This window comes from Flavobacterium sediminilitoris, assembly GCF_023008245.1.
Classification (GTDB): Bacteria; Bacteroidota; Bacteroidia; order Flavobacteriales; family Flavobacteriaceae; genus Flavobacterium; species Flavobacterium sediminilitoris.
Map to the genome: position 1 here is coordinate 3,145,141 of NZ_CP090145.1, position 24,284 is coordinate 3,169,424.

The 24,284-nt window shown below is 27.5% G+C and carries 29 protein-coding genes; 18 read left to right on the plus strand and 11 right to left on the minus strand.

Annotation, left to right across the window (positions count from 1 at the left end):
* The first annotated feature begins 261 nt into the window (after nt 1-261).
* From LXD69_RS14380 to LXD69_RS14455, 16 genes are all read left to right on the plus strand, one after another.
* Nucleotides 262-1,998: a sensor histidine kinase gene (locus tag LXD69_RS14380; RefSeq protein WP_246915903.1), complete on the plus strand. Its 1,737-nt coding sequence runs from the start codon at nt 262-264 to the stop codon at nt 1,996-1,998.
* A gap of 7 nt (nt 1,999-2,005) precedes the next feature.
* Nucleotides 2,006-2,656, plus strand: coding sequence for a response regulator transcription factor (locus LXD69_RS14385; RefSeq protein ID WP_246915904.1), 651 nt, complete (start codon nt 2,006-2,008; stop codon nt 2,654-2,656).
* Between the two features lie 240 nt (nt 2,657-2,896).
* Nucleotides 2,897-3,580: an aquaporin Z gene (gene aqpZ / locus LXD69_RS14390; RefSeq protein WP_045967353.1), complete on the plus strand. Its 684-nt coding sequence runs from the start codon at nt 2,897-2,899 to the stop codon at nt 3,578-3,580.
* A 207-nt stretch (nt 3,581-3,787) separates the two neighbouring features.
* The gene (locus LXD69_RS14395; protein WP_246915905.1) at nt 3,788-4,915 is read left to right on the plus strand and encodes a hypothetical protein; all 1,128 of its coding nucleotides are present in this window, start codon (nt 3,788-3,790) and stop codon (nt 4,913-4,915) included.
* Complete coding sequence (locus LXD69_RS14400; RefSeq protein WP_246915906.1) at nt 4,909-5,457, plus strand: hypothetical protein; 549 nt, start codon at nt 4,909-4,911, stop codon at nt 5,455-5,457. The genes LXD69_RS14395 and LXD69_RS14400 overlap by 7 nt, the downstream gene beginning before the upstream one ends.
* 46 nt (nt 5,458-5,503) lie before the next feature.
* Entirely contained in the window at nt 5,504-5,668 is a 165-nt protein-coding gene (locus LXD69_RS14405) for a hypothetical protein (protein ID WP_246915907.1), read from the plus strand.
* A 311-nt stretch (nt 5,669-5,979) separates the two neighbouring features.
* A complete protein-coding gene (locus LXD69_RS14410) occupies nt 5,980-6,747 on the plus strand; it encodes a hypothetical protein (protein ID WP_246915908.1) in 768 nt (255 codons plus the stop codon).
* Nucleotides 6,748-6,755: 8 nt separating this feature from the next.
* Entirely contained in the window at nt 6,756-7,259 is a 504-nt protein-coding gene (locus LXD69_RS14415; protein WP_246915909.1) for a hypothetical protein, read from the plus strand.
* Nucleotides 7,259-7,441: a hypothetical protein gene (locus tag LXD69_RS14420; protein WP_246915910.1), complete on the plus strand. Its 183-nt coding sequence runs from the start codon at nt 7,259-7,261 to the stop codon at nt 7,439-7,441. The genes LXD69_RS14415 and LXD69_RS14420 overlap by 1 nt, the downstream gene beginning before the upstream one ends.
* 4 nt (nt 7,442-7,445) lie before the next feature.
* Entirely contained in the window at nt 7,446-7,652 is a 207-nt protein-coding gene (locus LXD69_RS14425; protein ID WP_246915911.1) for a hypothetical protein, read from the plus strand.
* Nucleotides 7,653-7,772: 120 nt separating this feature from the next.
* Nucleotides 7,773-8,333, plus strand: a complete 561-nt coding sequence (locus LXD69_RS14430; protein ID WP_246915912.1) for a hypothetical protein — start codon at nt 7,773-7,775, stop codon at nt 8,331-8,333.
* A 171-nt stretch (nt 8,334-8,504) separates the two neighbouring features.
* Nucleotides 8,505-8,948 carry a hypothetical protein gene (locus tag LXD69_RS14435; RefSeq protein WP_246915913.1) on the plus strand — a complete coding sequence of 148 codons (444 nt, stop codon included), beginning with the start codon at nt 8,505-8,507 and terminating at the stop codon, nt 8,946-8,948.
* A gap of 728 nt (nt 8,949-9,676) precedes the next feature.
* Nucleotides 9,677-10,042, plus strand: a complete 366-nt coding sequence (locus tag LXD69_RS14440) for a hypothetical protein (protein WP_045967352.1) — start codon at nt 9,677-9,679, stop codon at nt 10,040-10,042.
* Nucleotides 10,043-10,172: 130 nt separating this feature from the next.
* Nucleotides 10,173-10,781, plus strand: a complete 609-nt coding sequence (locus tag LXD69_RS14445; protein ID WP_045967351.1) for a YqaA family protein — start codon at nt 10,173-10,175, stop codon at nt 10,779-10,781.
* Nucleotides 10,778-11,047, plus strand: a complete 270-nt coding sequence (locus tag LXD69_RS14450) for a DUF3817 domain-containing protein (RefSeq protein WP_045967350.1) — start codon at nt 10,778-10,780, stop codon at nt 11,045-11,047. Before LXD69_RS14445 ends, LXD69_RS14450 begins: the two co-directional genes overlap by 4 nt.
* Nucleotides 11,048-11,060: 13 nt before the next feature.
* Complete coding sequence (locus LXD69_RS14455; protein ID WP_045967349.1) at nt 11,061-12,302, plus strand: mechanosensitive ion channel family protein; 1,242 nt, start codon at nt 11,061-11,063, stop codon at nt 12,300-12,302.
* Here LXD69_RS14455 and LXD69_RS14460 read toward each other — a convergent pair.
* On the minus strand, nt 12,299-12,691 hold the full coding sequence (locus tag LXD69_RS14460; protein ID WP_246915914.1) for an acyl-CoA thioesterase: 393 nt from the start codon (nt 12,689-12,691) through the stop codon (nt 12,299-12,301). The two genes, LXD69_RS14455 and LXD69_RS14460, sit on opposite strands and share 4 nt — an antisense overlap.
* Before the next feature lie 160 nt (nt 12,692-12,851).
* On the opposite strand from LXD69_RS14460, the gene LXD69_RS14465 reads away from it, so the two are divergent.
* Nucleotides 12,852-13,244, plus strand: a complete 393-nt coding sequence (locus LXD69_RS14465; protein ID WP_045967347.1) for a hypothetical protein — start codon at nt 12,852-12,854, stop codon at nt 13,242-13,244.
* Nucleotides 13,245-13,254: 10 nt separating this feature from the next.
* Nucleotides 13,255-13,749, plus strand: coding sequence for a MepB family protein (locus tag LXD69_RS14470; RefSeq protein ID WP_246915915.1), 495 nt, complete (start codon nt 13,255-13,257; stop codon nt 13,747-13,749).
* On the opposite strand, the gene LXD69_RS14475 is transcribed toward LXD69_RS14470, so the two are convergent.
* From LXD69_RS14475 to hisG, 10 genes are all read right to left on the minus strand, one after another.
* Nucleotides 13,742-14,407, minus strand: a complete 666-nt coding sequence (locus LXD69_RS14475) for a DUF2461 domain-containing protein (protein WP_246915916.1) — start codon at nt 14,405-14,407, stop codon at nt 13,742-13,744. The two genes, LXD69_RS14470 and LXD69_RS14475, sit on opposite strands and share 8 nt — an antisense overlap.
* A 315-nt stretch (nt 14,408-14,722) precedes the next feature.
* A complete protein-coding gene (locus LXD69_RS14480) occupies nt 14,723-16,618 on the minus strand; it encodes an endonuclease MutS2 (protein ID WP_246915917.1) in 1,896 nt (631 codons plus the stop codon).
* Between the two features lie 440 nt (nt 16,619-17,058).
* A complete protein-coding gene (hisIE, locus tag LXD69_RS14485) occupies nt 17,059-17,646 on the minus strand; it encodes a bifunctional phosphoribosyl-AMP cyclohydrolase/phosphoribosyl-ATP diphosphatase HisIE (RefSeq protein ID WP_246915918.1) in 588 nt (195 codons plus the stop codon).
* Between the two features lie 29 nt (nt 17,647-17,675).
* Complete coding sequence (gene hisF / locus LXD69_RS14490) at nt 17,676-18,431, minus strand: imidazole glycerol phosphate synthase subunit HisF (protein ID WP_246915919.1); 756 nt, start codon at nt 18,429-18,431, stop codon at nt 17,676-17,678.
* 42 nt (nt 18,432-18,473) lie between these two features.
* Nucleotides 18,474-19,217 (minus strand): 1-(5-phosphoribosyl)-5-[(5-phosphoribosylamino)methylideneamino]imidazole-4-carboxamide isomerase, encoded by a 744-nt coding sequence (gene hisA, locus LXD69_RS14495; protein WP_246915920.1) that lies wholly within the window; start codon nt 19,215-19,217, stop codon nt 18,474-18,476.
* Nucleotides 19,218-19,246: 29 nt separating this feature from the next.
* A complete protein-coding gene (gene hisH, locus LXD69_RS14500; protein WP_246915921.1) occupies nt 19,247-19,828 on the minus strand; it encodes an imidazole glycerol phosphate synthase subunit HisH in 582 nt (193 codons plus the stop codon).
* A gap of 58 nt (nt 19,829-19,886) precedes the next feature.
* Nucleotides 19,887-21,023, minus strand: a complete 1,137-nt coding sequence (gene hisB / locus LXD69_RS14505; protein ID WP_246915922.1) for a bifunctional histidinol-phosphatase/imidazoleglycerol-phosphate dehydratase HisB — start codon at nt 21,021-21,023, stop codon at nt 19,887-19,889.
* Nucleotides 21,016-22,056 (minus strand): histidinol-phosphate transaminase, encoded by a 1,041-nt coding sequence (gene hisC, locus LXD69_RS14510; RefSeq protein ID WP_246915923.1) that lies wholly within the window; start codon nt 22,054-22,056, stop codon nt 21,016-21,018. The genes hisB and hisC overlap by 8 nt, the downstream gene beginning before the upstream one ends.
* 11 nt (nt 22,057-22,067) lie before the next feature.
* Nucleotides 22,068-23,369 carry a histidinol dehydrogenase gene (hisD, locus tag LXD69_RS14515; protein ID WP_246915924.1) on the minus strand — a complete coding sequence of 434 codons (1,302 nt, stop codon included), beginning with the start codon at nt 23,367-23,369 and terminating at the stop codon, nt 22,068-22,070.
* 22 nt (nt 23,370-23,391) lie between these two features.
* Nucleotides 23,392-24,249 carry an ATP phosphoribosyltransferase gene (gene hisG, locus LXD69_RS14520; protein ID WP_246915925.1) on the minus strand — a complete coding sequence of 286 codons (858 nt, stop codon included), beginning with the start codon at nt 24,247-24,249 and terminating at the stop codon, nt 23,392-23,394.
* Between the last annotated feature and the right edge of the window lie 35 nt (nt 24,250-24,284).

Genomic DNA, 24,284 nt, shown 5'->3' on the forward strand with positions numbered 1-24,284 from the left:
AAATAGTCAAAAAAAATTAAAATTATATATATATTTTTAGTACAAAAATTGATATAATTTTTGTAGATTTATATCTACATAATTGTAGATATAAACCTACATGAGGTTTCATTAAATATCCATATTTTTGCATCAATTTTATATTAATAATTTTAAATCAAGCCCTAAAATTTAAATTATTAAAAGCATAAAATAGCATTTTAAAACTAGATGTTAGTTTTAAAATTTATATTCTATAATTTAATAAAAAATATCTTGAGATTGAAAATTTATAATATTAAAAATCTTGACTTTAAGTATAGAAAAATAGTTCACTATACACTTTTGGCAAGCGCTTTTTTTCTTCAAATTTTATTAATTATTTTCTTTTATAATGAAATTTTTAATGAGGCTAAATTAGATAAAATTGAAAATGAAATTGCTAAAAGCAAAAACATGAAATTGCATTCAAGATTAGCACAGTTAGAATTTATAAATGCGCAAAATAATTTTCAAAATTTTATAATATCAAAAGAAGATTTATCTCTTCAAAATTATACTAGTTCATTAAAGCAAATGATAGATAGTTTTGATTCAATCCAATCATTTTCAGATTCTAACGCTAATTTTAAAAATCATGTTAGAACTCAAAATTCTTCGGAGATTAATGATGAAAAATTAAGATATAAAATAGATTCTCTTTTAAATTCACAATCATTAATACCAACAGCTAAAAATGATTTAGATTTTATAACTGTAAATCAATATAACTATAAAAATGTTTTAAATAGTATTGATATTGAATCATATATATTAGTTGACAGTGTGGCACGTAAAGGTCTTTTCTCAAGATTAGGTGATGCAATTTCAGGAAAAGTTGATGTACAAAAAGAGAAATTAAATGTAATTGTTACGATGAAGTATGGCAAAAAAGTAACAAAAGGAAATATTGAAGAACAACTTGCAAATGCTTTTAAAAACACAAATAATTACTATTTAGATGAATTTTCAAATATTAAAAAGAATTTATTATTTATTAAAGATAGAGAAAGTGCTTTTATTAAAAAAAATCTAGAGCTTATATTATATTGTAATTCAATTTTAAATAATTATGAGCAAGCTATTAATGATTTTCATTCCGATTTAGAAAATAACTTTAAAAATCAATATTCTACTAATAAATCTATTAGAAATTTTTCAGTTATAGGATTAGTTGTATTGATGATTTTAATTTCAATTGCTATATTATATTTAACCCGATTTGCATTTGATTATGAGGAAAAATTAAAAACTGCAAACCTACAGATTGAACAAAACTTAAATTTTAAAAATAGAGTTTTAGGTATGCTTAGTCATGAATTAAGATCACCATTGAATATTATAACAATCTTTACTAATAAAATAATAAAATCGACTCAAGATTCATCTATTAAGGAAAGTTTGAATGCAATACAATTTACCTCTAATTCACTATTATTACAAGCAAATCAAATTTTAGAATATACTAAAGACCAAGATAAAAAACCAGAATTAAAGCATAAGGCTTTTAATTTAAAAAATGAATTAGATCATATTTTTAATGCAATTAAACCTTATGTTGAAAGTAAAGGAAATAATTTTAAAATAACAAATGATATAAGTGATGATTATACAGTATTTACAGATAATATAAAAATTCATCAATTATTTTTAAATATAATTGGCAATGCAAATAAATTTACAAATAATGGAATTATTGAAGTAACAACACAAGTTAAGTTGTTAAAAGATAATAAATTAGATTTTATTGTAGATGTAAAAGATACAGGAATAGGAATATCTAAAAGTGATTTAAAAAATATTTTTAATCCATATTATCAAGGAATTCTATCAGAAGAAGTGGAAAATTTAGGAGCAGGATTAGGATTAAATCTTTGCAAAGAAATAGTAGAATTGTTTAATGGAAAAATCATGATAGATAGCGAAGTTAATAAAGGAACAAATGTTAATTTTAATCTGTATCTTCATTTAAATAAGTAAACAATTCATGGAAAAAACACAAGATAAACTTCTTTTTTTATTAGCAGATGATCATAGTATAATTAGACAAGGTTTAGAAATAATTATAAAAGAATTATTTTTAAATGCAACTGTTAATCATGCTAATAATCTTACCGAAACATTCTCTCTTGTTTCCAATTTAAATGTTGATGTGTTAATTTTAGATATTAGTTTTCCAGAAGGAAATAGCCTAAGTATAATAAGTGAAATAATTAAAATTAAACCTAAAACTAAAGTGTTAATCTTCACAGCGTATGATGAAGAGTTTTATGCATTAAGATATATAAAAGCAGGAGCTTCTGGATATTTAAATAAGTTAAGTAGTGAAGAAGAAATTAAATTAGCCATTAATAATATTATTATAAAAGGAAAACATATTTCACAAAGTATACAGGATAAAATTTTAGAATCTTTTATTTCAAAAAAGCCATTGAACCCGCTAGAAGGATTATCAGATAGAGAAATGGAAGTTGCCGTTTTATTAGTTAAAGGATATGGCAATTTAGAAATATCATATATGCTTAATATCAAGCAGAATACCATTAGTACATTAAAAAATAGAATTTTTCAAAAACTTGAAATTAATAATTTACCTTCATTAATTGAACTTTTTAACTTATATGGAGATAGTGAATAATATATTCATAGTTTATTTTTAAAATTGGGCTTATATATTCTATATATAAGATTATCTATAAATCTTAAATTATCACAAATAATACTTCATTTTTAATGCATACTATGTAGATAAAGTTCTACATGGCGTGTGTGTATTAACCACAATATATATTATTACTTCATGATATATTTGTTTAATAGTTTAAATAAAATAAATGCTTTTTATAATCTAACTCAATAAAAGTATTTAAGAATAATTATGAAAAGATATATAGTTGAGTTAATAGGAACATTTTGGTTAATATTTACGGGTTGTGGAAGTTCAATAATAACAGTAGCTTTTCCTGAATTTGGAATTAGTTATGTTGGAGTTGCATTGGCATTTGGATTTTCCATTTTAACAATATATTATGCTGTTGGAGGTGTTTTAGGTTGTCATTTGAATCCAGCAGTAACAATAGGAGCTATTGCAGCCAAGAGAACAGGTATTAATGAAGGAATAAAATATATTGCTTTTCAGTTATTAGGAGCAACTTTAGGAGCTGGAATATTATACTTAATTGTGACAGATAATGAATTTATGGAAATAGGAAGTTTTGCTTCAAATGGTTTTGGAAAGCATTCACCATTAGGATTTGGAGTTATAGCATGTTTTATAACAGAATTTATAATGACATTTTTTTTTGTATTTATATTTTTGAGAGTTACATTAAAAACTAAGAATTCGAATTTATCCGGATTAATAATAGGATTATCGCTAACCTTAATACATTTAGTTAGCATTCCAATAACGAATACATCAGTAAATCCTGCTAGAAGTACATCGCAAGCAATTTTTACAGATTTAATTTGGCCACTTGAGCAATTATGGCTTTTTTGGTTAGCACCTTTATCTGGAGGAATAATTGCAGGATTAGTCTATAGAAAATTTAATACAGTTTGATATACAGTATTTCACGGTACATTTTTTGAGTAGAAATGTTTTAATTTAGTTTGTTTTTTAGAGTAAAAAGCTAGAGTGGTTTCTAGCTTTTTTTTATGCATACGAATTAATGACTAAATAGAGTTAACATAGTTTAATATTTTCTATTTTACATAATATAAATTATAGTTCAAACGTATTTTCTAATTTTCTGATAATTAGTGCGTTATGAATTATAATAAAATCCCCTTTAATGTTGGGTTAATAGATTCGTTAACGATTTATCTTCCTTTAGATAAAATTCAGGTTATTGATGAACGTTTAGTTTCAGAATATCAGGTGTATTATCCTGAAACTGGAGAAATTATAGAAGATTTAAACCCACCGAAACCAATTTTAATAAAAGATAATGGTATCAATTTTCGTTTTAATCGTGTCGTATTTCCACCAAATATAATAAAAAAAGAAACGACAGAATTAATTAGATTAACATTAACATCAAAAATGTTATTTGGTCGATATTTTGAAGGTATTAATATTGATAATTTACAAATGATTGTAGATTATATCAATTCTCGTGAAATTATACGTTTTGACCTGAATACTGCTTTAAATTCAATTTGTAATGATATTGATATTTGTATTAATTATAATCTTGATTTTGAACCATATAAACAAAGTTTACAATATTTAAAAAAAATGGTTAAGGCTTCAAAACAGCATGAAGTTACATTATATCCACGTAAAGAAACTTTTAAAAATGACAAAAATTATGGTATCGAATTTAGCAATAGAGATTCTGCAAAAATAGGCTCTCCATTTTGTAAATTTTATAACAAAACAGAAGAATTGTTAACGAATTCCGCTGATTTTTACAATAAATATATTTTTCCACAATTACGTTATGGTTTATCAATTGACAATATAATTCGTAAGGAAATTACTATAAAAAATAATGCAGTAAAGCAAAATTTAAGAAAGAAAAAACTTGTAAATATTGAAAATCAATTATCTACGTTAAAGGATATTTTATCAATTACTCAAATTGAATTAACTACTATTTGTAATATTCAATTAAAATATTATTACGAAAAAAAACAATTTTCAGTTTCATCTGATTTAAGTCCTACAGAAAAAATAATTAGTTATTACATGCATAAACTTGTAGAACTTGGTGCAGATAAATTAACACTTCAAGAGCCTTTAACCTTATTTGATTGTAAAGTTCAAAAAGCAAGGTCAAAAAAACAAATTCTTAATTTAATAGATATAACTTTTGATACGGAGTATTTAACAAAACAGTTAGAACAAAATACGATTACTAATCAATTTATAAAAATGCAAAACTTATGGTAAATTTAATTCCAGTACTTTTTGTACATCCTAAATCAAATTATAATAAATTTCCTTTTTTTGATTGTTATGACGAAAAAAGAAATTCTTTAACATACTCAGGTTCAAAACCAGTTATTTGCCATCCTCCTTGTAGAAAATTTTCAAGATTAAGAGGTTTAAGCTGCGCACCTGATTCTGAAAAAGAATTAGGATATTGGTCTATTGATCTGGTTAGAAAAAACGGTGGAATTGTTGAACATCCACATGATTCTCAATTGTGGAAAGATAAGGAAGTCGTTAAGCCAGGCACTATAGATGAATTTGGCGGTTTTACATTTTGTATCGATCAGTCTTGGTTTGGATATTATACTCCAAAGCGTACAATTCTTTATATTGTTGGAATTAAACCTAAAGAATTACCTGATTATGATTTTAACCGGGATATTAATTTCAGAAAATTTCAAAATTTAACAAAAAAACAACGTTCAGAAACTACTTCTGATCTGTGTATTTTTTTAAAAAAAATTATAGACAAAATTAATTTGAATTGTGGGGGTTACTGATACCCCCACCCCAGTTAACATATATGTAAACTTTAAGTATAAAATTATGAAAGCAAAAAAGGCACAAAAGAAAGCTTTAACACCAACTATGATTATGAAAAGTGAGAAATCAAAAAATTACTGTTATCGTTTGTCAAATGGCGACTATTTAGAATTTAAAAACAAGGATTTCCCAATAGTTGAAAATAACGGACAATTATCGATTTTTTAATTAAAAAAGGAGGGGTTGCACCCCCTCCCTACTCTAACCTATTAAAATTAAAATATATGCAAAATCTAACAATTATAAAGGCTAAAGATATATCTAAACTTACAGGATGCTCAATCAGAACCGCCCAAAGGTATTATAACGATATAAAAAAAGAATATGACTTAAATAAAGCAGTTACATATTCTCACTTGTGTAAGTATTTGCAAATATAATGCCAAAAATAGCCAAAAATAGCCACAAAGCACCATTTTATAATAGTGCTTTTTTTTTATTTAAATATTTGCATTAACAATTTAACAAAATTAAAATATATGCAAATTTTAGATTTTACAGCAACAACTACAAACACAAAAATTGTTGCAAACACACGTAAAGGTGTTCAATCTATTGTTTTGTATTCTAATCTCGACTTAGATGCATTTACAACAGAGAGAATACAATTAGAAATCGAACGAAACGGGCAAAATTCAACGCAAATCACAAAAGGTTTTGTGAATCTTAAAAAATTCGTTGCTGCTGCTACTTACGGAGATGATGCAATTTCAAGTTTCCCTTCATCATTCGGTGTCGAATCATTTAAAACTGTAGCAGTTATTGAACTAGCGGAGCTTGGCGCTATTTCATTAGCAGGCAATGACCAGTTAACAATAGTATTAGACCAATTAGTAGATGGTGCAAGATACGTAATTGATGGTGTAGAAAGTCCATTTGAAGATGACAGTATTTATTTGTATGAAGATAAGACACTATTATCAACGGACACAAATGCGTACTTAAATACTGTTGGTTTTGAAACTATGGTACTAGACAACGATTCGAACATTAAAAACATTTGGCTACACTATGAAAATGGAAAAGTTACTAAGCATTCGTTAAGAGAATTTAGAGCAATTTCTCAGGATATCGACCCTGTAGCGTATGTAAAACAAAACGGTCAAGTATTGCCAAGTTTTCCAACATTTTTACAATATCCATTAAAGGGGATAAATGGAATTACAATAGATAAAGAAGTCGGGTCTAACCCTCAATTTCTTTTTCGTTACGACCATAGTTTAGTGAATTTAGGAATCATGAAATAATTATAAAAATGGGATTTTTCAAAAAAATAGGAAAAGGTATAGGCAAATTCGCTAAGAAGAATTTGAACTTTAAAACATTGGTAAAAGTTGGTAGTATGGTAGACCCTACAGGACTTGTTGGCGGTTTACAAGGCGCACACTACGCAGCTAAAGAACAGCGAGAGTATGAAAAACAATTAGCAGCGGAACAACTAGCAGCCAATCAAGAGGTTATGAATAGTTTGATTAAAATTAACCCACAAACTACCTCAATAGTTCAAGCACAAAAGAACATAAACATTAAAGATGTTTTAACAGGTGCAGCAGGTGGTGCATTAAACGGTGCTGGTGAAGTTTTAGCGGGTACTTCACAAGTGGGTAATGTTGGCGCTGCTGTTGCAGATTCAACTATTAAAGCATGGTTTAAAAAGCGTTGGTATTGGGTTGTAGGAGGTTTAGGAGTTTTAACAGGTGTTGTAATCTTGATTGTCAAGTTAGCTAAACCAAAAAGAAATAGAGGCTACAGAAGATAATGAAAACACAATTTTTAACAACAGCATTGGGCACTGCTTCAATAGGAACTATTGAGGCGGTGCAACATCTGCCAAGTCCAACAGAGACAGCGGATTTAATTAAAATTTTGGTTCAAGTAGTAGTAGCTTTAGGTACTATTATTCAGTTATTTAAGAAGAAAAAAGAAACTAAAAAACAATAAGAAAATGTCAAGTAGAATAAATACAGATAGATTTGGAAACCCTTATCAATTAATAGGCTGTAAGGCTAATAAAAATGGTTTCCCTGTTGGATATATTGAACTAGGAGGTAAAACTTACAAAGTTGAACCTTCAAGAGCTAATAAAGAGGGTGTAGAATATTGGGTAAAAGTTACCAAAGTAGACCCTAAGAAACGCCCTACTTCAATGTAATGAAAAAGGCAATTTATATATTGAGAAAGGTGGCGGGAATCGCTGCCTTTGTCTACGCAATAATTGAAATTTTTGATTATGCGGCGAACAGATTAGAAAACGTAAAAATACCAACAAAAGATGATATTAGAGATATTTCGGGAGAAACTAGACCCACAGAAAATAAATAAAGTAATTGAGGTCTCAAAAGATTTAGAGCTTGAACCAAACTGGCTACTTGCAGTTATGCATTTTGAAACTGCAAAGACATTTAGTCCAAGTATAACTAATCCTATTGGTTCAGTAGGTTTAATCCAATTTACAAGGGATAAAAAAGGAGTTGAATATAAAACCATTAACGGAAAAAAATACTTTCTTGCAGACCTTAAAAAGATGTCATTTATAGAACAAATGGACGTTGTTAAAGAATACTATCAAGAGGTTTACAGAATGATAAAACGTAAACCGCAAGATTTCATAGATACATACCTGGTTACATTCTTCCCTATTGCAATTAATAAGCCTTTGGATTTTGTATTTGAAGCAAAAGGCTTATCACGTCATATCATTGCAAAGCAAAACCCAGCTTATCGTGACAAAAATGGATTAGTAACTAAGGCTTCTGTTATTAAGAAGTTTGAAAGTTATTACGGAGAGATTTTTAAGGAGATTAACACAAAAAAAAAAACATCATGCAATTAATTAGTGAATATTGGAAAAAATTTATTTCAAGCAAATTAGGGCTTACTTTAATTGCTCTAATACCTTTTGCTTTGATTATATTAGTAGTAATTTGGCTTTATAAGAAATTTATAAAAAATAAAAAGTAATCTAAACCCCATTTTTTGGGGTTTTTAAATAAAATAAGAAGATATGCGACACTATCCAAACTATTTAGATTCAGAGGTCGAAAGACCTAGAAATTTAGCGCAAATTCAAGCCTATTTGAATAACAAAAAAGAAGGGAACTATCTTTTATGTTTGAATCGTCAATATAATATATTTTACCTTGATTTGAATAAAGAAGAAATCGAAAATATAACAGGTCAAAATGATACGGGAACTATTTTCTATGCAGATATGCCTGAAGATAGTTTAATTATCGATTTTATAATTAACGATTTATCTGTTGTAAATAATCAAGATTACTATTACATGCTACCATTGATTTTTAATCAATTAACGCCTATAGAATCGTTTGTTTTTAGAAAAACGTATTTTAATTATGATTTCATAACACAGCGTGATTTTCCTAGAATTGAGGGACAAAGAGTAACTTTCTTGCTAAAATATACCTCAGGAAGTTTGCCAAGTTAAAAACCTTTACTATATTTGAAACTGTAAAGGTGTTAGCGCACCTACTTAGAACACGAAAAAAGGTAATATTTACACGCCAAAATTAATTAATTGCTATTATTAGCCTATATATATTGCCTATAAAGAATAATTCTCTATAGGCTTTTTTTTTTTATCTCTTTAATATCATCTTTTCTCGTTTTCTTTTTTTTTTATCTTTTTAATAATATTTATTTATGGAATTTAAAAATAAAAATGATTACACTGTAATTGTTTTCTTTGATGATGGAAGACCTCCTTTAAAATCAGAATTTGTGCATAACTGTTATAAAATGGCGCTCTGGTTAAATGAATCCCGGAATTATTCTACTTGGAAATATTTTAATGTGTACGCTAGACGTACTCAGCGTTATATTAGAAGATTTTACCCAAATAGTTTTATAGAACCAAAACCTAAAAATTAACAATAAAAAAACCGCTTAGATTAACGGTGTTAGCGCACCTACTTAAGCGGTTGTATTTAATAATATTTACATGGCAAATATAGCAAAAAAAACTTTACATACTATAAATTATAGTTCAAAAAATATACATTAAAAGTATTCAAAAATCTGGTACATTAGATAATCTAGATATAATTACTATAAAACAAAAGTATATGATTATAACTTTATTTATTATATCTCTTTAAATAATTGTATAAAACTGAATAAAATCATAGATTTGCGAACCTTAATTATATCATTCAGATGGAAAATAAATATGCACAAAAATTAATTGAAAAAATTCAAAAAGAAATTCTACAAGATAAATTTGAATTAGCTTCAATTATAACTGATTTAAAGAAGATTAGAGAATATTCTCTTGAAGAGCAAAATCCTGTGGTTACAAAATCATTACGTTTGGCTTATGAGCATTTGGAAAATAATAATGCTTTTTTAATTGGAATTCCTGATGATGAACCTTTAGAATCTGAAAGTGAATCAACCAAAAATGTCTCTGAAGAAAATGATATAGAAAGTTTTGAATATTTCTTATCAATATTGTTTGATTTAACTAAAAAGAACAATTTATTAGATTTGAAAGAATATAATAAAGCATTTTTAGCTTTTTAAGTTTTAGTTCATTTCTATTTTACATAATATAAAATCGGTATTTATAATAATACCGATTTTTTTATCTATACTTTAACAATAAAGGTATAAATTTCTTAGTAAATTTGCATTCCTATAATCTATTAATTTCATGCAAAAACAAAAAAAATCTAGAGTTAAATTACTTCATCAATACTATAAGTATACTGGTTTTTACTCATTTATATGGGACAATACTAAAAAAGCTTTATTGCCACTTGCAATAATTATTGGGATATTACTTTATATTAATTATAAAGTGATGAGTATTAATGATATGTTATTGTATGTCACTAAAAATTTTAGTGATTTTTCAATTTTCTCATTATTTTTAGTTTCTGAAAGCTTTTTAGGACTCTTACCTCCAGATATTTTTATTGCATGGACAAAAAATACGGACTCTCCTCTCCTCTATTTAGCAATCTTAGCCGTATTATCTTATGCTGGTGGTGTTTTTTCTTATTATAAAGGAAGAACTTTGTTATTGGTTCCTAAAATAAACAATTATTTAGAAGGAAAAATGACTAAGCATATTAAAAATATGCAAAAATGGGGCGGATTTTTAATTGCTGTAGGAGCATTACTTCCATTACCCTTTGCAATGGCTTGTTTGGCAGCCGGTATGATTAAATTTCCTCAAAAACAATTCTATATTTTTGCATCATTACGTGTATTTCGCTTTGTTATATATGGATATGCAATTTACTCTGCTTTATCATGATAAAATTTTTTAAAACTATTGCCTTATTAGAAGGTGTATCGCTATTAGCATTATTATTTTTTGCTATGCCTATGAAATATATTTTTAACAATCCAGTATTTGTTAAACATGTAGGAATGGCACATGGAATATTATTTCTTTTATACATTGCATTAGCTGTAGTATTGAAAATAGAGCAAAAATGGGAAATGAAAAAGTTTTTAATCATTTGTGTAGCTTCGATAATACCTTTTGGAACTTTCTATGTTGAAAAAAAATATTTATAAAATATAATATTTAATGAAAATATTTAATTGGGTATACAACATACTTAAAAATCTAGATTTTAATGAAAGTCTTTCGCAATACATTAATCTTTTTGTAAATATTATTGTACTTAGTATTGTTGCTTATCTATTAGATTATATTTTCAAGAAAATATTGATTATTATTTTGGCAATTATTGCAGCTCGAACTAAATCAACTTTTGATGATTTTTTAGTAGCAAATAAAACTGCAAAATACATTGCACATTTAGTCCCATTAATCTTTATATACAAAACAGTTCCTGTTATTTTAATAGATTTTACTTCTTGGGAAAATTTCTTTGAAAAAGGTGTCAAAATTTATATTATAATTTTATCGCTTTGGATAATAAGAAGTGTTTTTAATTCATTAAAGGACTACTTAAAAAATAAGCCTAGATATAGTGATAAGCCAATTGATAGTTACATTCAAGTAATTATGATTTTCCTTTGGGGATTTGGTGCTTTTTCATTTTTTTCTATTCTTTTTGAAATTAGTAGACCTGTATTTTTAACAGCTCTTGGTTCTATTTCAGCAGTTGTTATTTTAGTTTTTAGAGATACCATTTTAGGTTTTGTAGCTAGTATTTCAGTTTCAGTTAACGATATGGTTCGTATTGGAGATTGGATTACTATGGAGAAATTCGGAGCCGATGGAGATGTGATTGAAATTAATTTGGCTACAGTAAAAGTTAGAAATTTTGACAATACGACTACAACAATTCCAACATATAGTTTAATTTCTGATAGTTTTAAAAACTGGAGAGGAATGTTGAAATCTGATGGTAGAAGAATTAAAAGACATATTTTAATAAAGTCTAAATCAGTTAAGTTTTTAAAAGATGAAGAGTTAAGTTACTATAAAAAAATACATCATTTAGATAGTTATATTGATCATCGTCAAAATGATATTATTAAATATAATACTCAAAATAATATTGATAAATCTTTAATTGTTAATGGTAGAAATCTAACTAATTTAGGGTTATTTAGAAAGTATATTGAAAAATATATTCAAAACCATTCAGGCGTAAATAAGGATATGTTATTAATGGTGAGACATTTACAACCTACAGAAAAAGGTATCCCTTTAGAAGTTTATTGCTTTTCCAGAGACAAAACTTGGACAAATTATGAATACATTATGGCCGATATATTTGATCATATTATTTCATCTGTGCAATATTTTGATTTAGAATTATTTGAATTAGAAAGTGTTATTACTAGTGAAAATTAATCTCTTTTAATTCTATCTTGTACATATTCTATTTTAGTTTTTCCATGTGGTTTTGGTTTTCCATTCTCATCAAGATTTATCATTGTAATAGAATCAATTGTAAGGATAGTTTCTCTAGTCATTTTATTTCTAGCTTCGCATTTTAAGATTAAAGATGTTCTTCCAAATTTTATAACCTCAATTCCTAGTTCAATTATATCTCCTTGTTTAGCAGAACTCATAAAATTTATCTCCGTCATGTGTTTGGTAACTACTCTAGGGTTTTCAAGTTGAATAATGGTATAAAGTGCTGCTTCTTCATCAATCCAAGCTAATAATTTTCCTCCAAATAGTGATTCATTAGGATTAAGATCTTCTGGTTTTACCCATTTTCGAGTATTAAAATTCATGTTTATTTATTTAATACAAAAATAAGGAAAAAATAGCGTGTATATTAATTAAATAGTTTGGATAGTAATTAACAAATCTATCTTAATAACTTATAGCTATCTAGTAATTATTAATGTACTATTTTCTTTAACTTTATACATAACTACTAAAATTACTGTTATGAAAACTAAAGATGAAGCAATTCTTGAAATTAGAGGTGAGTCAATTGGAATAGTAACTGAAAGCTCTAGTAATGAAGAAAAGTTTCAAAACTTAACTTTGAGACCAATTCTTAAATTTCAAAATGATTTATGTATCGAAGTTTTCCGAAATTATGCTACTAAACAAAAAGGTGTATTTTTTACACTTTCACCTGAAAAAAAAATGCACTATATTGAAAATGCAATTCAGCGTGATATTAAGTTTAGAAACTCTTTAAAAGGTATAATTATTGGAATGTTTACAATTACAGAATATAATGAGTATATTCTTAATTCATCAAACTTAAATAAAAGAATGATGAACTTATTAATTGAACGCCTTAAAAGCCAAATTCAATTATATGAGGTTTAAAATTTATTAAATGATTGAATCTGAATTATTGTTTTTAAAAGAACAAATTTATAATAAATGTTTATTTCAAATTGATACTATTGAAGTTCATAATGAAAGTGTAGAATATTTAGCTTGTTCTTTTCATTTAAATGAAAGTAAAATTATTTTTAGGAAATCTAAAATAACTCCTAAAAAAGTTGGACAATTTGTTACTTTTTGGAAAAGAAGTGATTTAGGTCCGATTATACCTTATCATGAAAATGATATGTTTGATTTTTTTGTTGTTAATTCTTACAATAAAGAACATTTTGGTCAGTTTGTTTTTCCAAAATCAATCTTAATCCAAAAAAAAATTATTTCAAATGGAGAAAAAGAAGGAAAAAGAGCTTTTAGAGTTTATCCTCCTTGGGAAAATGTTACAAGTAAACAAGCAGAAAAAACACAATCTTGGCAAAAAAACTACTTTTTATTTATTACAAATGATTTAGATATTCATAAATTAAAAGAAATGTATACTAAATAATACTTTCACCATTTAAATTGGTAGTTAATACATCACTCATATAATTAAAAAAAGGTCGCATAGCTTTAAAAGTAGCAATAATTTCTTCTTTAAAATTAGAAGCTAAAACCTCTTCATTCGTAAAGCTTCTCGATACTAAAAACTGTTTTTTTCGAATCAAATCGATATCAGGATGGTTTTTATCAAAATTTCTAGGAGCTGACTTTAATTCTTCACCTTCAAGTTTTCCAAAAAAATGTTTAAAAGTAGATTCGTTTATTATTTCTCTTAGTTCTGAAGCATCTAATTCAATTTCTTTTCTAATTCTAAGTAAATCTTCTGTATTAGGTTCCCAAAATCCACCACCTACAAAACTAGCATTATTTTCAATTCGAATATAATAACCACCTCTTAACATTGGTTTTGTTCTAGCGTAAGAAGCACTTAAATGTTTGTTATAAGGTGTTTTATCTTTTGAAAATCGTACATCTCTATAAATACGATAAAATTGTATTTTTTCTAAACTATCATCTTTTTGAAAATCGGTATATATTTCATTGAAAAAAGATTTTGCTTCTTTATCTATTTTTTGAAATTCACTTTTATGATCTGCAAACCAATCTCTATTGTTATTTTCGTTAAGTTGATTAAGAAAATCGAAAGTATTTTTTGAAATCATTTTTTATTTTAAAATTTTTAAGAAAAATCCTTTTTAGTTGATAACGATGATTACTTTGTTATTCAGTACGTTTCAGTTATTTCATAGCAAATATACAAAATTTATACTTCTCAAAATGATTAAACAATTTTACCTTCTGTCGGAATTATAGGATAAGTAAAAAGGGCTATTAAAGCCTTTTATTTTCGTTATAAAATTATATTATTTTAATGGTTACATTTATATTGTTCTTTTTAAAAAATTTTAATATTTGGTTTTCAGAATAGTCATATAAAAGAAACTGTATCAAACTGTGATACAGTTTCTTCTATTTTATCATTTAGTTTCAAAAATCAATCGGTTTAATTTTACCTTGCTTTTAATCGCTCCAAAAGCAACGATAGCCTCATGACCTTTTATCTCCAATATAGTTCCAACAGCGGTCTGTCCCTTCAAAATAATTCTATCCCCAATTTTCATTGTTTTTGTTTCGTTAGTTATAATAACAGTATTAGAAACATTAATAGGTTCGGAAATTGTGGGTTCTGACTTAACGATTTCACTATCTATCTCTTTCCGCTTGGTTTCCCAATATAATTTATCACGGGCAATGGATTGCAAGAAACTATCTATATTGATAAAGTCTTCACCAATTTTTTTTGAGGCTTCTGAAATGATGTTTTCAGATAAACCTATACGTCTGGCAACTTCTATAGCAAATGAACTTCCTGCATTACCTATTGATAGTTTGTACAACGGTTTATTATTCTCTGTGTCGTAGAGCATTGTTCCGTTTATAACTCCTTTTGTATTATAAGCAAAATGTTTGAGATTTTGAAAGTGTGAGGTAATCAACCCGAAACTTGCTTTTCTATTGAACTTGTCAAGTAGTGTCTCTGCTATTGCACCGCCTATTTGTGGTTCTGTCCCTCCTCCGAACTCATCTATTAACAAAAGGGTCTTGTCGTTGTTGTTCTCAACAAAAAACTTCATATTTGTTAAATGTGCTGTATATGTGCTTAGGCTGTTTTCCATACTTTGCCCATCTCCAATGTCCATAAATATGCGTTCAAAAATACCTGCTTTTGAATTTTTGTGAACAGGAATTAATAAACCGCATTGTAGCATATACTGTAATAGTGCAAGTGTTTTTAAGCAAAGTGATTTCCCTCCTGCATTAACTCCTGAAACTAATAATATTCTATTTGTATTGGTTAAATGAATATCCAATGGTTGGACTTTTTTGTGTTCTCTACGCAAGGTTATATCTAACAATGGATGTACCGCTTCGTTCCACTCAATATTTGTTTTATTCTCTAGTATAGGTTTTAATCCGTTGATGCGTACTGCAAACAATGTTTTTGCACGTATAAAGTCTATGGTAGCCATAAACTCATAAGAATGCAAAATTGCGGATATATCACCCCTTACGAAGTTGGTAAATTCAGTTAAAATATGGGCAATTTCTCGGCGTTCCTCACTTTCTAATTCACGCAGTCGATTGGAAGCCTCTACAACAGCTTCGGGTTCGATAAAAAAAGTTTTTCCACTACTTGAACTGTCACGTACAGTACCTTTTATCTTTCTTTTATTAGATGCTGTGACAGGAATTACATAATGTCCGCCTTTCATATCCCCTTGAACGTCCTTAGCTATTATTCCTTGTGCTTGTGCATTACGAACAGCTACATATACAGCTTTTGTAATATCTTTCTCTGCCTCTATTTTATTCTTCCGTATGGTTGCAAGAAGTTTAGAAGCATGATCCTTTATTTGACCTGACTTATCTAAAATACTATTTGCTTTTTCAACTATTGTTGGAAATACTTTTATTTCATCAGCCAACTTTTTCAATTCAGGATATTTAGGACCTCTGTCCTCGATTTTATTACTATTGTTCAGAAAATCTACTATGTGCACGATAGTTTCCATTGAATTTGCCAAAAGAGGAATATCCGTTTCTGTAAACCAAACTGTGATATCTTTGTCTATTTGATTTAAAGAAGCTCGGATGTCTAAGAAATAGTCTGTAGGAAAATCTTCTTTATTTTGGATAATCTGTAAAAATTCATGGGTTTGTTCCAGCCATTTATTAACAGTTTCATATTCTGATGAGAACTGCATTTCCGCCACTTTTTCTTCTCCTAACGGACTTAAACACTTCTCTATAATATATTCTCGGATTGAATTAAAATCTATTTTTTGTTCAAAATTTTTTGGATAAATATTCATTTTCAAAATTATTTGAATAGTCCACCCATCAACTCTCCAAAGTGCTGATGAACTGACATTTTTTTAATAAAAACTATTTAATTGAATAAAATTGAAAGTTTCCATATCGAACCAAGGTACTTTATTATTTGACGATAATTGAGTATTCACTGTCGTCAAAAGTCCCCTGTCTTCTCAAAGATTAGAGAAGTAAAATTGCGATATGGTATTTATACGGATAGAATAAACATAAATTTATTTATATTTCTGCAAAGATAAGAAAATTAGATACAATACTTCTTTAATTTTTATCAAAATGCAGAAATGCTATTTTTAAATAGAAAAGTTGTATTTCATAAGCTACTACCTTTCTTGTTCATTCGGTTGAAAAACTGTTTTTCCTCATAGTCCTCTGTGTAATCTTACTATAAACAGTACTTGGTATTAAATTCAGACTTGTTTTACTTCTCTCTGCTTTTTAAAATATTTACTACATCATTTAATTGATAGCCTTTTGCCTGTAATAGAATCAAATAATGAAATAATAAATCAGCGCTTTCGGACAGAAATAAATCATCATTAGTGTCTTTTGCTTCTATAACAACTTCTACAGCTTCCTCTCCTACTTTTTGGGCTATTTTATTGATTCCTTTGACAAATAAACTAGCTACATAACTTTTATTTGAATCAGCGTTTTCTTTTCTATTTTTAATAGTCTCTTCTAATTTTGTAATAAAACCAAACTCCTGATTGTTAATCTCTTGCCAACATGTATCTAAACCTGTATGACAAGTTGGACCAACAGGATTTACTTTAATTAAAAGTGTATCATTATCGCAATCATTTTTAATAGAAACTAAATTTAAAAAATAACCACTCTCCTCTCCTTTTGTCCATAATCTATTCTTAGAACGACTAAAGAAAGTAACTTTATTTAATTCTAATGTTTTATCTAATGCTTCTTGATTCATATAACCTAGCATTAGCACATTTTTGGTTTCATTATCTTGTATTATGGCTGGAATTAGTCCTTTAATATTCAATTTCATTGTTTTGCAATTTAATTTTTGTTAACATTCTATAATCGTATTGGAATATGATTCTTTTTTAATTCTTCCTTTAATGCTATAATCTCAATTTCTTTGAAATGAAAAACACTAGCAGCAAGTGCAGCATCTGCTTTTCCTTGAATAAATGCATCTGTAAAATGTTGTATTGAACCAGCTCCACCAGAGGCAATTATTGGAATATTTACTAAAGTTGATAATTTAGATAAAGCTTCATTTGCAAATCCGTTTTTTGTACCATCATTATCCATTGAAGTAAATAGAATTTCTCCAGCACCTCTTTTTTCTACTTCTTTTGCCCAGTCAAATAAACAAATTTCTGTAGGAACTTTTCCACCTACTAAGTGAACGATCCATTTTCCATTAATTTGTTTTGCATCAATAGCTACAACGATGCATTGACTTCCAAATTTTAAGGTTAATTCATTTATTAATTCAGGTTGCTTTACAGCAGATGAATTAATTGAAATTTTATCTGCTCCGTTTTTTAATAATGTAGCTACATCCTCAATAGAAGCTATTCCTCCTCCTACTGTAAATGGAATATTAATAGTTTGTGCAACTTTTCGAACAAGTTCAATTAATGTTTTTCTTCTTTCTTCTGTAGCAGAAATATCTAAGAAAACCAATTCATCAGCTCCTTCTCTTGAATATTTTTGGGCTAATTCTACTGGATCACCAGCATCTTTTAAATCGATAAAGTTTATCCCTTTTACTGTACGTCCATTTTTTATATCTAAACAAGGAATTATCCGTTTTGTAAGCATTTTTTTAGTTATTTAAAGAAGTCTAAGTAATAGTATCTCATTTTACGAGTTACTTATATAGTTTTCTATTTGTTTTAGAGCGATTCTACCTTCATAAATAGCTTTTCCTATAATGGTTCCTTCACATCCCATTTCAGCTAATTTCGGTAGTTCTTCAAAAGTTGAAATTCCTCCGGAAGCTATTAATTTTATTTTTCCAACTTCATTGGAAGTAGTACATTTTGATAAAATATCTTGGTATAATTCAAAACTTGGTCCTTCAAGCATGCCATCTTTTGCAATATCTGTACAGATGATATAGGAAATACCTTCTTTTTGATAATTTTGAATAAATGGAATTACTTCTTCCTCACTTTCTTCTAACCAACCAGAAATTGCTATTTTTTTATTAGTAACATCAGCGCCAAGAATAATTCTATCAGTTCCATATTGATGGATCCAACTTTTAAAAAGTTCAGCATTTTTAATTGCAATACTTCCTCCTGTTACTTGATTAGCTCCATTTTCAAAAGCAATTCGTAAATCGTCACTAGATTTTAAACCACCTCCAAAATCAATTTTTAAAGAAGTTTTAGTTGCAATCTGTTCTAAAATCTTATAATTTATAATTCTGTTAGATTTTGCACCATCTAAATCTACTAGGTGTAAATACTGAATACCATGATTTTCAAATGATTTCGCAACTTCTAAAGGGTTTTCATTGTATATTTTTTTTGTATTATAATCTCCTTTGGAAAGACGTACACATTTTCCTTCTATAATATCTATTGCTGGAATAATTCGCATTGTTTTTATATTTTAAAAAATTGAGAGAGTTATAGATTTAAAAAATTAAGTAAAATTTTTTCTCCAAAAACGCCACTTTTTTCAGGATGAAATTGTACTCCATAAAAATTATCTTTTTGTAATGCTGAAGAATACTCAGTATCATAATCAGTATTAGCAATAGTATTTGAGCATTTTGAAGCGTAAAAACTATGAACTAAATACATATATTCTTTTTCTTTAATTCCTTGAAAAAGAGTTGTTTTTAGATTGTAAATTGTATTCCAACCCATTTGTGGTACTTTTACTTCTTTTGAAAATTTTATAATATCTACATCAAAAATTCCTAATCCTGTTGTATTTCCTTCTTCTGAAGTTCTACACATTAACTGCATGCCTAAACAAATTCCTAAAACAGGTTGTTTTAATGTAGGGATTAAGATATGAAGTCCGTTTTCTTTTAATTTTTCCATAGCGCTACTTGCTTCTCCTACTCCTGGAAAAATTACTTTATCTGCTGTTTTTATTAAATTCCAATCTTTTGTTACAAATGCAGTAAATCCTATCCTTTCTATTGCAAAAAGAATGCTTTGAAGGTTTCCAGCACCATAATCTATAATGGCTATTTTCATGATTTCTTTTTTTGTACTAGAAATAAGCAAAAATTATCTACTTATTTCTAATATCATTTTATAACATTCCTTTGGTACTTGGTAATATCATTTTTTCAGTATCTTGTTTTACTGCTGCTTTTATTGCTTTTGCAAATGCTTTAAAAATAGCTTCAATCTTATGATGTTCATTTGTTCCTTCTGCTCTAATGTTTAAATTAGCTTTTGCACCATCTGTAAATGATTTGAAAAAATGAAAAAACATTTCAGTAGGCATTTCTCCTATTTTTTCACGTTTAAATTCAGCATCCCAAACTATCCAGTTTCGCCCACCAAAATCAATTGCTACTTGTGCTAAACAATCATCCATTGGTAAACAGAATCCATATCTTTCAATACCTAATTTATTCCCTAGTGCTTTTGCAAAAACTTCTCCTAATACTATTGCTGTATCTTCAATTGTATGATGTTCATCAACTTCTAAATCTCCTGTTACATTGATAGTTAAATCCATTTGGCCATGACGAGCAATTTGATCTAACATGTGATCAAAAAAGGGTAAACCCGTATTATTTTGACTCTTACCTGTTCCGTCTAAGTTTAAATAGATTAAAATATTAGTTTCATTTGTTTTACGTGTAATTGAAGCTGTTCTGTTTTCTAATTTTAAAAACTCATAAATTTTCTGCCAATCATTTGTTTCTAAAGCTATTACCTGATCTAATTCTTCTCTTTTTACAGAAATTTCTCCTACGCCAAGATTTGTATTATCATTTATAAAGATTGCTTTAGATCCTAAATTTTTAGCTAATTCTACATCTGTTAGGCGATCTCCAATTACGAATGAGTTTACTAAATCATATTCTTTTGAAAAATAGTCTGTTAACAATCCTATTCCTGGTTTTCGAGTATTTGCATTTTCATAAGGAAATGTTTTATCTAAAAACACCTTTTTAAATATAACACCTTCATTTTCATAGGTTTTCATAATAAAATTATGAACAGGCCAAAATGTATCTTCTGGAAATGTGGAAGTTCCTAATCCATCTTGATTTGTAATCATGACTAATTCATAATCTAATTCTTTTGCTATTTTACTTAAATAAGGAATACATTTAGGATAAAAAATCATTTTTTCAAAAGAATCAATTTGTTCATCTATTGTTTCTTTTATAATTGTTCCATCTCTATCAATAAATAATACTTTTTTAGACATTTTTTAGATTTTTTAATAACTCTATTACTTTTTTATTTTCTTTTTCTGTTCCAATGGTAATTCTTAAACAGTTTCTACATAATGATTCACTAGATCTGTTTCTGACAACAATTCCATTCTCTAAAAATTGATTGTATTGAAAAGCTGCATTATCAACTTTGAACAAAATGAAGTTGGTTTCTGATGGTAATATTTCAGTAACAATTTTGCAGCGAACAAGCGCTTTCATTATTTTTTCTCTTTCTGATTTTATAATGGATAGTCTTTCTTCAAATTTTGGACTTAATAAGGTTTCAATGGCTAAATTTTGTGAAGCGATATTTATATTATAAGGTGGTTTTATTTTTTCTAAAACAGCAATAATTTCTGTAGAAGCATATAATAATCCTAGCCTTAAACCTGCCATTCCATAGGCTTTAGACAACGTTTGAACAATAACTAAGTTTGGAAATTTAGAGAGACGATTTAACCAACTTTCTTTTTCTGAAAATTCAATATAAGCTTCATCAATTACTACCAATCCTTTAAATTCTTTGAGTAATGTGTAGATGCTTTCATCTGAAAAAGTATTACCTGTTGGGTTATTTGGTGAACAAAGAAAAATTATCTTTGAGTTTTTATTTACTCTATTTAAAATGGAACTTACATTGGGTTGAAAACAGTCATCTAGTATTATTTTTTTATTTTCAATTGCATTTAAATTGGCTAAAACACCATACATTCCATACGTTGGTGGTAATGTAATTACATTATCTATATTAGGTTCACAAAAAGCTCTAAATAATAAGTCTAACACTTCATCGCTACCATTTCCTATAAGAATGTTTTTTGAATCGATATTTTTAATTTTGGATAATATTTTTTTTAAAACACTCTGATTAGGATCTGGATAACGATTCATTCCATTCTCAAAAGGGTTTTCATTTGCGTCTAAAAAGATTAAATTGTCTTTTACATCATTAAATTCATGTCTGGCAGATGAATATGGTTTCATACTCTTAATGTTATTTCTAACAAGATTTTCTAAATTCATTTAATTGAAATTTAAGGTTGATATTTGTTTGTTTTTTGTTTGTTCAATCTTAGATTTACAGCCATTTTATGTGCTAGTAGTCCTTCTGCTTCTGCCATTATTTCTATACTTTTCCCTATATTACTTATCCCTTTTTCAGTAATTTTTTGAAAAGTCATTGCTTTTAAGAAACTATCCAAATTTACACCACTATAACTTTTTGAATATCCATTAGTAGGTAACGTATGATTCGTTCCTGAAGCATAATCTCCTGCACTTTCTGGTGTATAATTGCCTATAAAAATAGATCCCGCATTTTCTATACCATTTATAAAGTAATCTTCATTATTTGAGCAAATGATAAAATGTTCTGGACTATATTCATTTATTAAATCTAAGGCATTTTTATCAGAACCTAAAAAAATTAGTACAGAATTATTTATTGCAATTTCTGCAATTTCTTTTCTAGGTAATTTTTTTAATTGTTTATATATTTCTTTTTCTACTTCATTTAAAATATTTTGTGATGTTGTAACTAAAATAACTTGACTGTCTTTTCCATGTTCGGCCTGACTTAATAAATCTGATGCCACAAAACTTGGCACTGCTGAATCATCTGCAAAGACTAACAATTCACTTGGTCCGGCTGGCATATCTATAGCAACGCCAAGTTGTGTAGCATATTGTTTTGCAATAGTTACAAATTGATTTCCTGGTCCAAAAATTTTATAGACTTTGTCTACAGATTCGGTTCCAAAAGTCATTGCTGCAATGGCTTGTATGCCTCCTATTTTATATATTTTAGTAACACCACATAATTGAGCAGCAAATAAAATAGCTGGATTAATTTTTCCTTGTTTGTCAGGAGGAGTGCATAAGATAATTTCTTTGCAACCTGCTATTTTTGCAGGAATTGCTAACATTAATACAGTTGAAAACAATGGTGCTGAACCACCAGGAATGTATAATCCTACTTTTTGTATAGGTCTTTTTTCTTGCCAACAAATTACTCCTTCTGTTGTTTCTATTTCGATTTTACTTGATATTTGAGCTGTATGAAATTTTTCAATATTAGATTTTGCTAACTTAATAGCTTCTTTTAAGTCTTCTGAAACTAGATTTAAACTATTTTCTATTTCTTCATTAGTTACAATATTGTTTTCTAAAACAATACCATCAAAAAGCGATGTATATTTTAGAACGGCTTGATCTCCTTTTTGTTGAACTTCTTTAAAAATTCCTTTGACAGTTGTTTCAATATCATCAAATGTTTGAGTTGGTCTTTTTAATATTGATGACCAAGTTTCAGGTTGTGGATTGTATATTTTATTCATGATTTTTAAGTTTTTAATATTTTTAAAGTACCATTTTTTCTATTGGACAAACTAGTATTCCTTCTGCCCCAGCTTCTTTTAATTGATCGATTACTTTCCAAAAAGTATCTTCTTCAATAACGGAATGAAGACTACTCCAACCTTCTTCACTTAAAGGCATAATTGTTGGACTTTTTAAAACAGGTAAAATAGAACTTACTTTTTCTATTCTATTATTTGGCACATTCATCAAAATATATTTTGATTTTCTTGATCTTAATACAGCTTGAATTCTAAATTGTAGTTTATTTAATAATTGTGACGCTTCAAATGATATTTCTGGTGAAATGGCTAAAACAGCCTCACTTTTAAGAATAATTTCTACTTCTTTTAATCCATTTTTAAATAAAGTACTTCCACTTGAAACAATGTCTACAATTGCATCAGACAAACCAATGTTTGGAGCAATTTCGACAGAACCAGAGATTTGGTGTATATCTACATTTAATCCTTTATCATTAAAGTAATCGATTACTGTATTTGGATATGAAGTTGCAACTCTTAATCCGTTTAAATCATTAATTGATTGATAATTAAACGATTTAGGAACTGCAACAGAAACTTTGCATTTTGAAAATCCTAATCTTTCAGCTACTTTAATGTTTTTTGCTTTTTCAACTAATAAATTATCACCTACAATAGCAACATCTACTACTCCATCTATTAAATATTGTGGAATATCAGAATTTCGTAGAAAATAAACTTCAAGAGGAAAGTTTGAAGCCGTTACTTTTAGTTGGTCATTGCCATTGTAAATAGAGATTCCTGAATCTCTTAAGAGTTGGATACTTTCTTCGTAAAGTCTACCTGATTTTTGAATTGCAATTTTTAAGATACTCATGGTTTGTTTTTAAATAATTTGAGTATATCGTACTA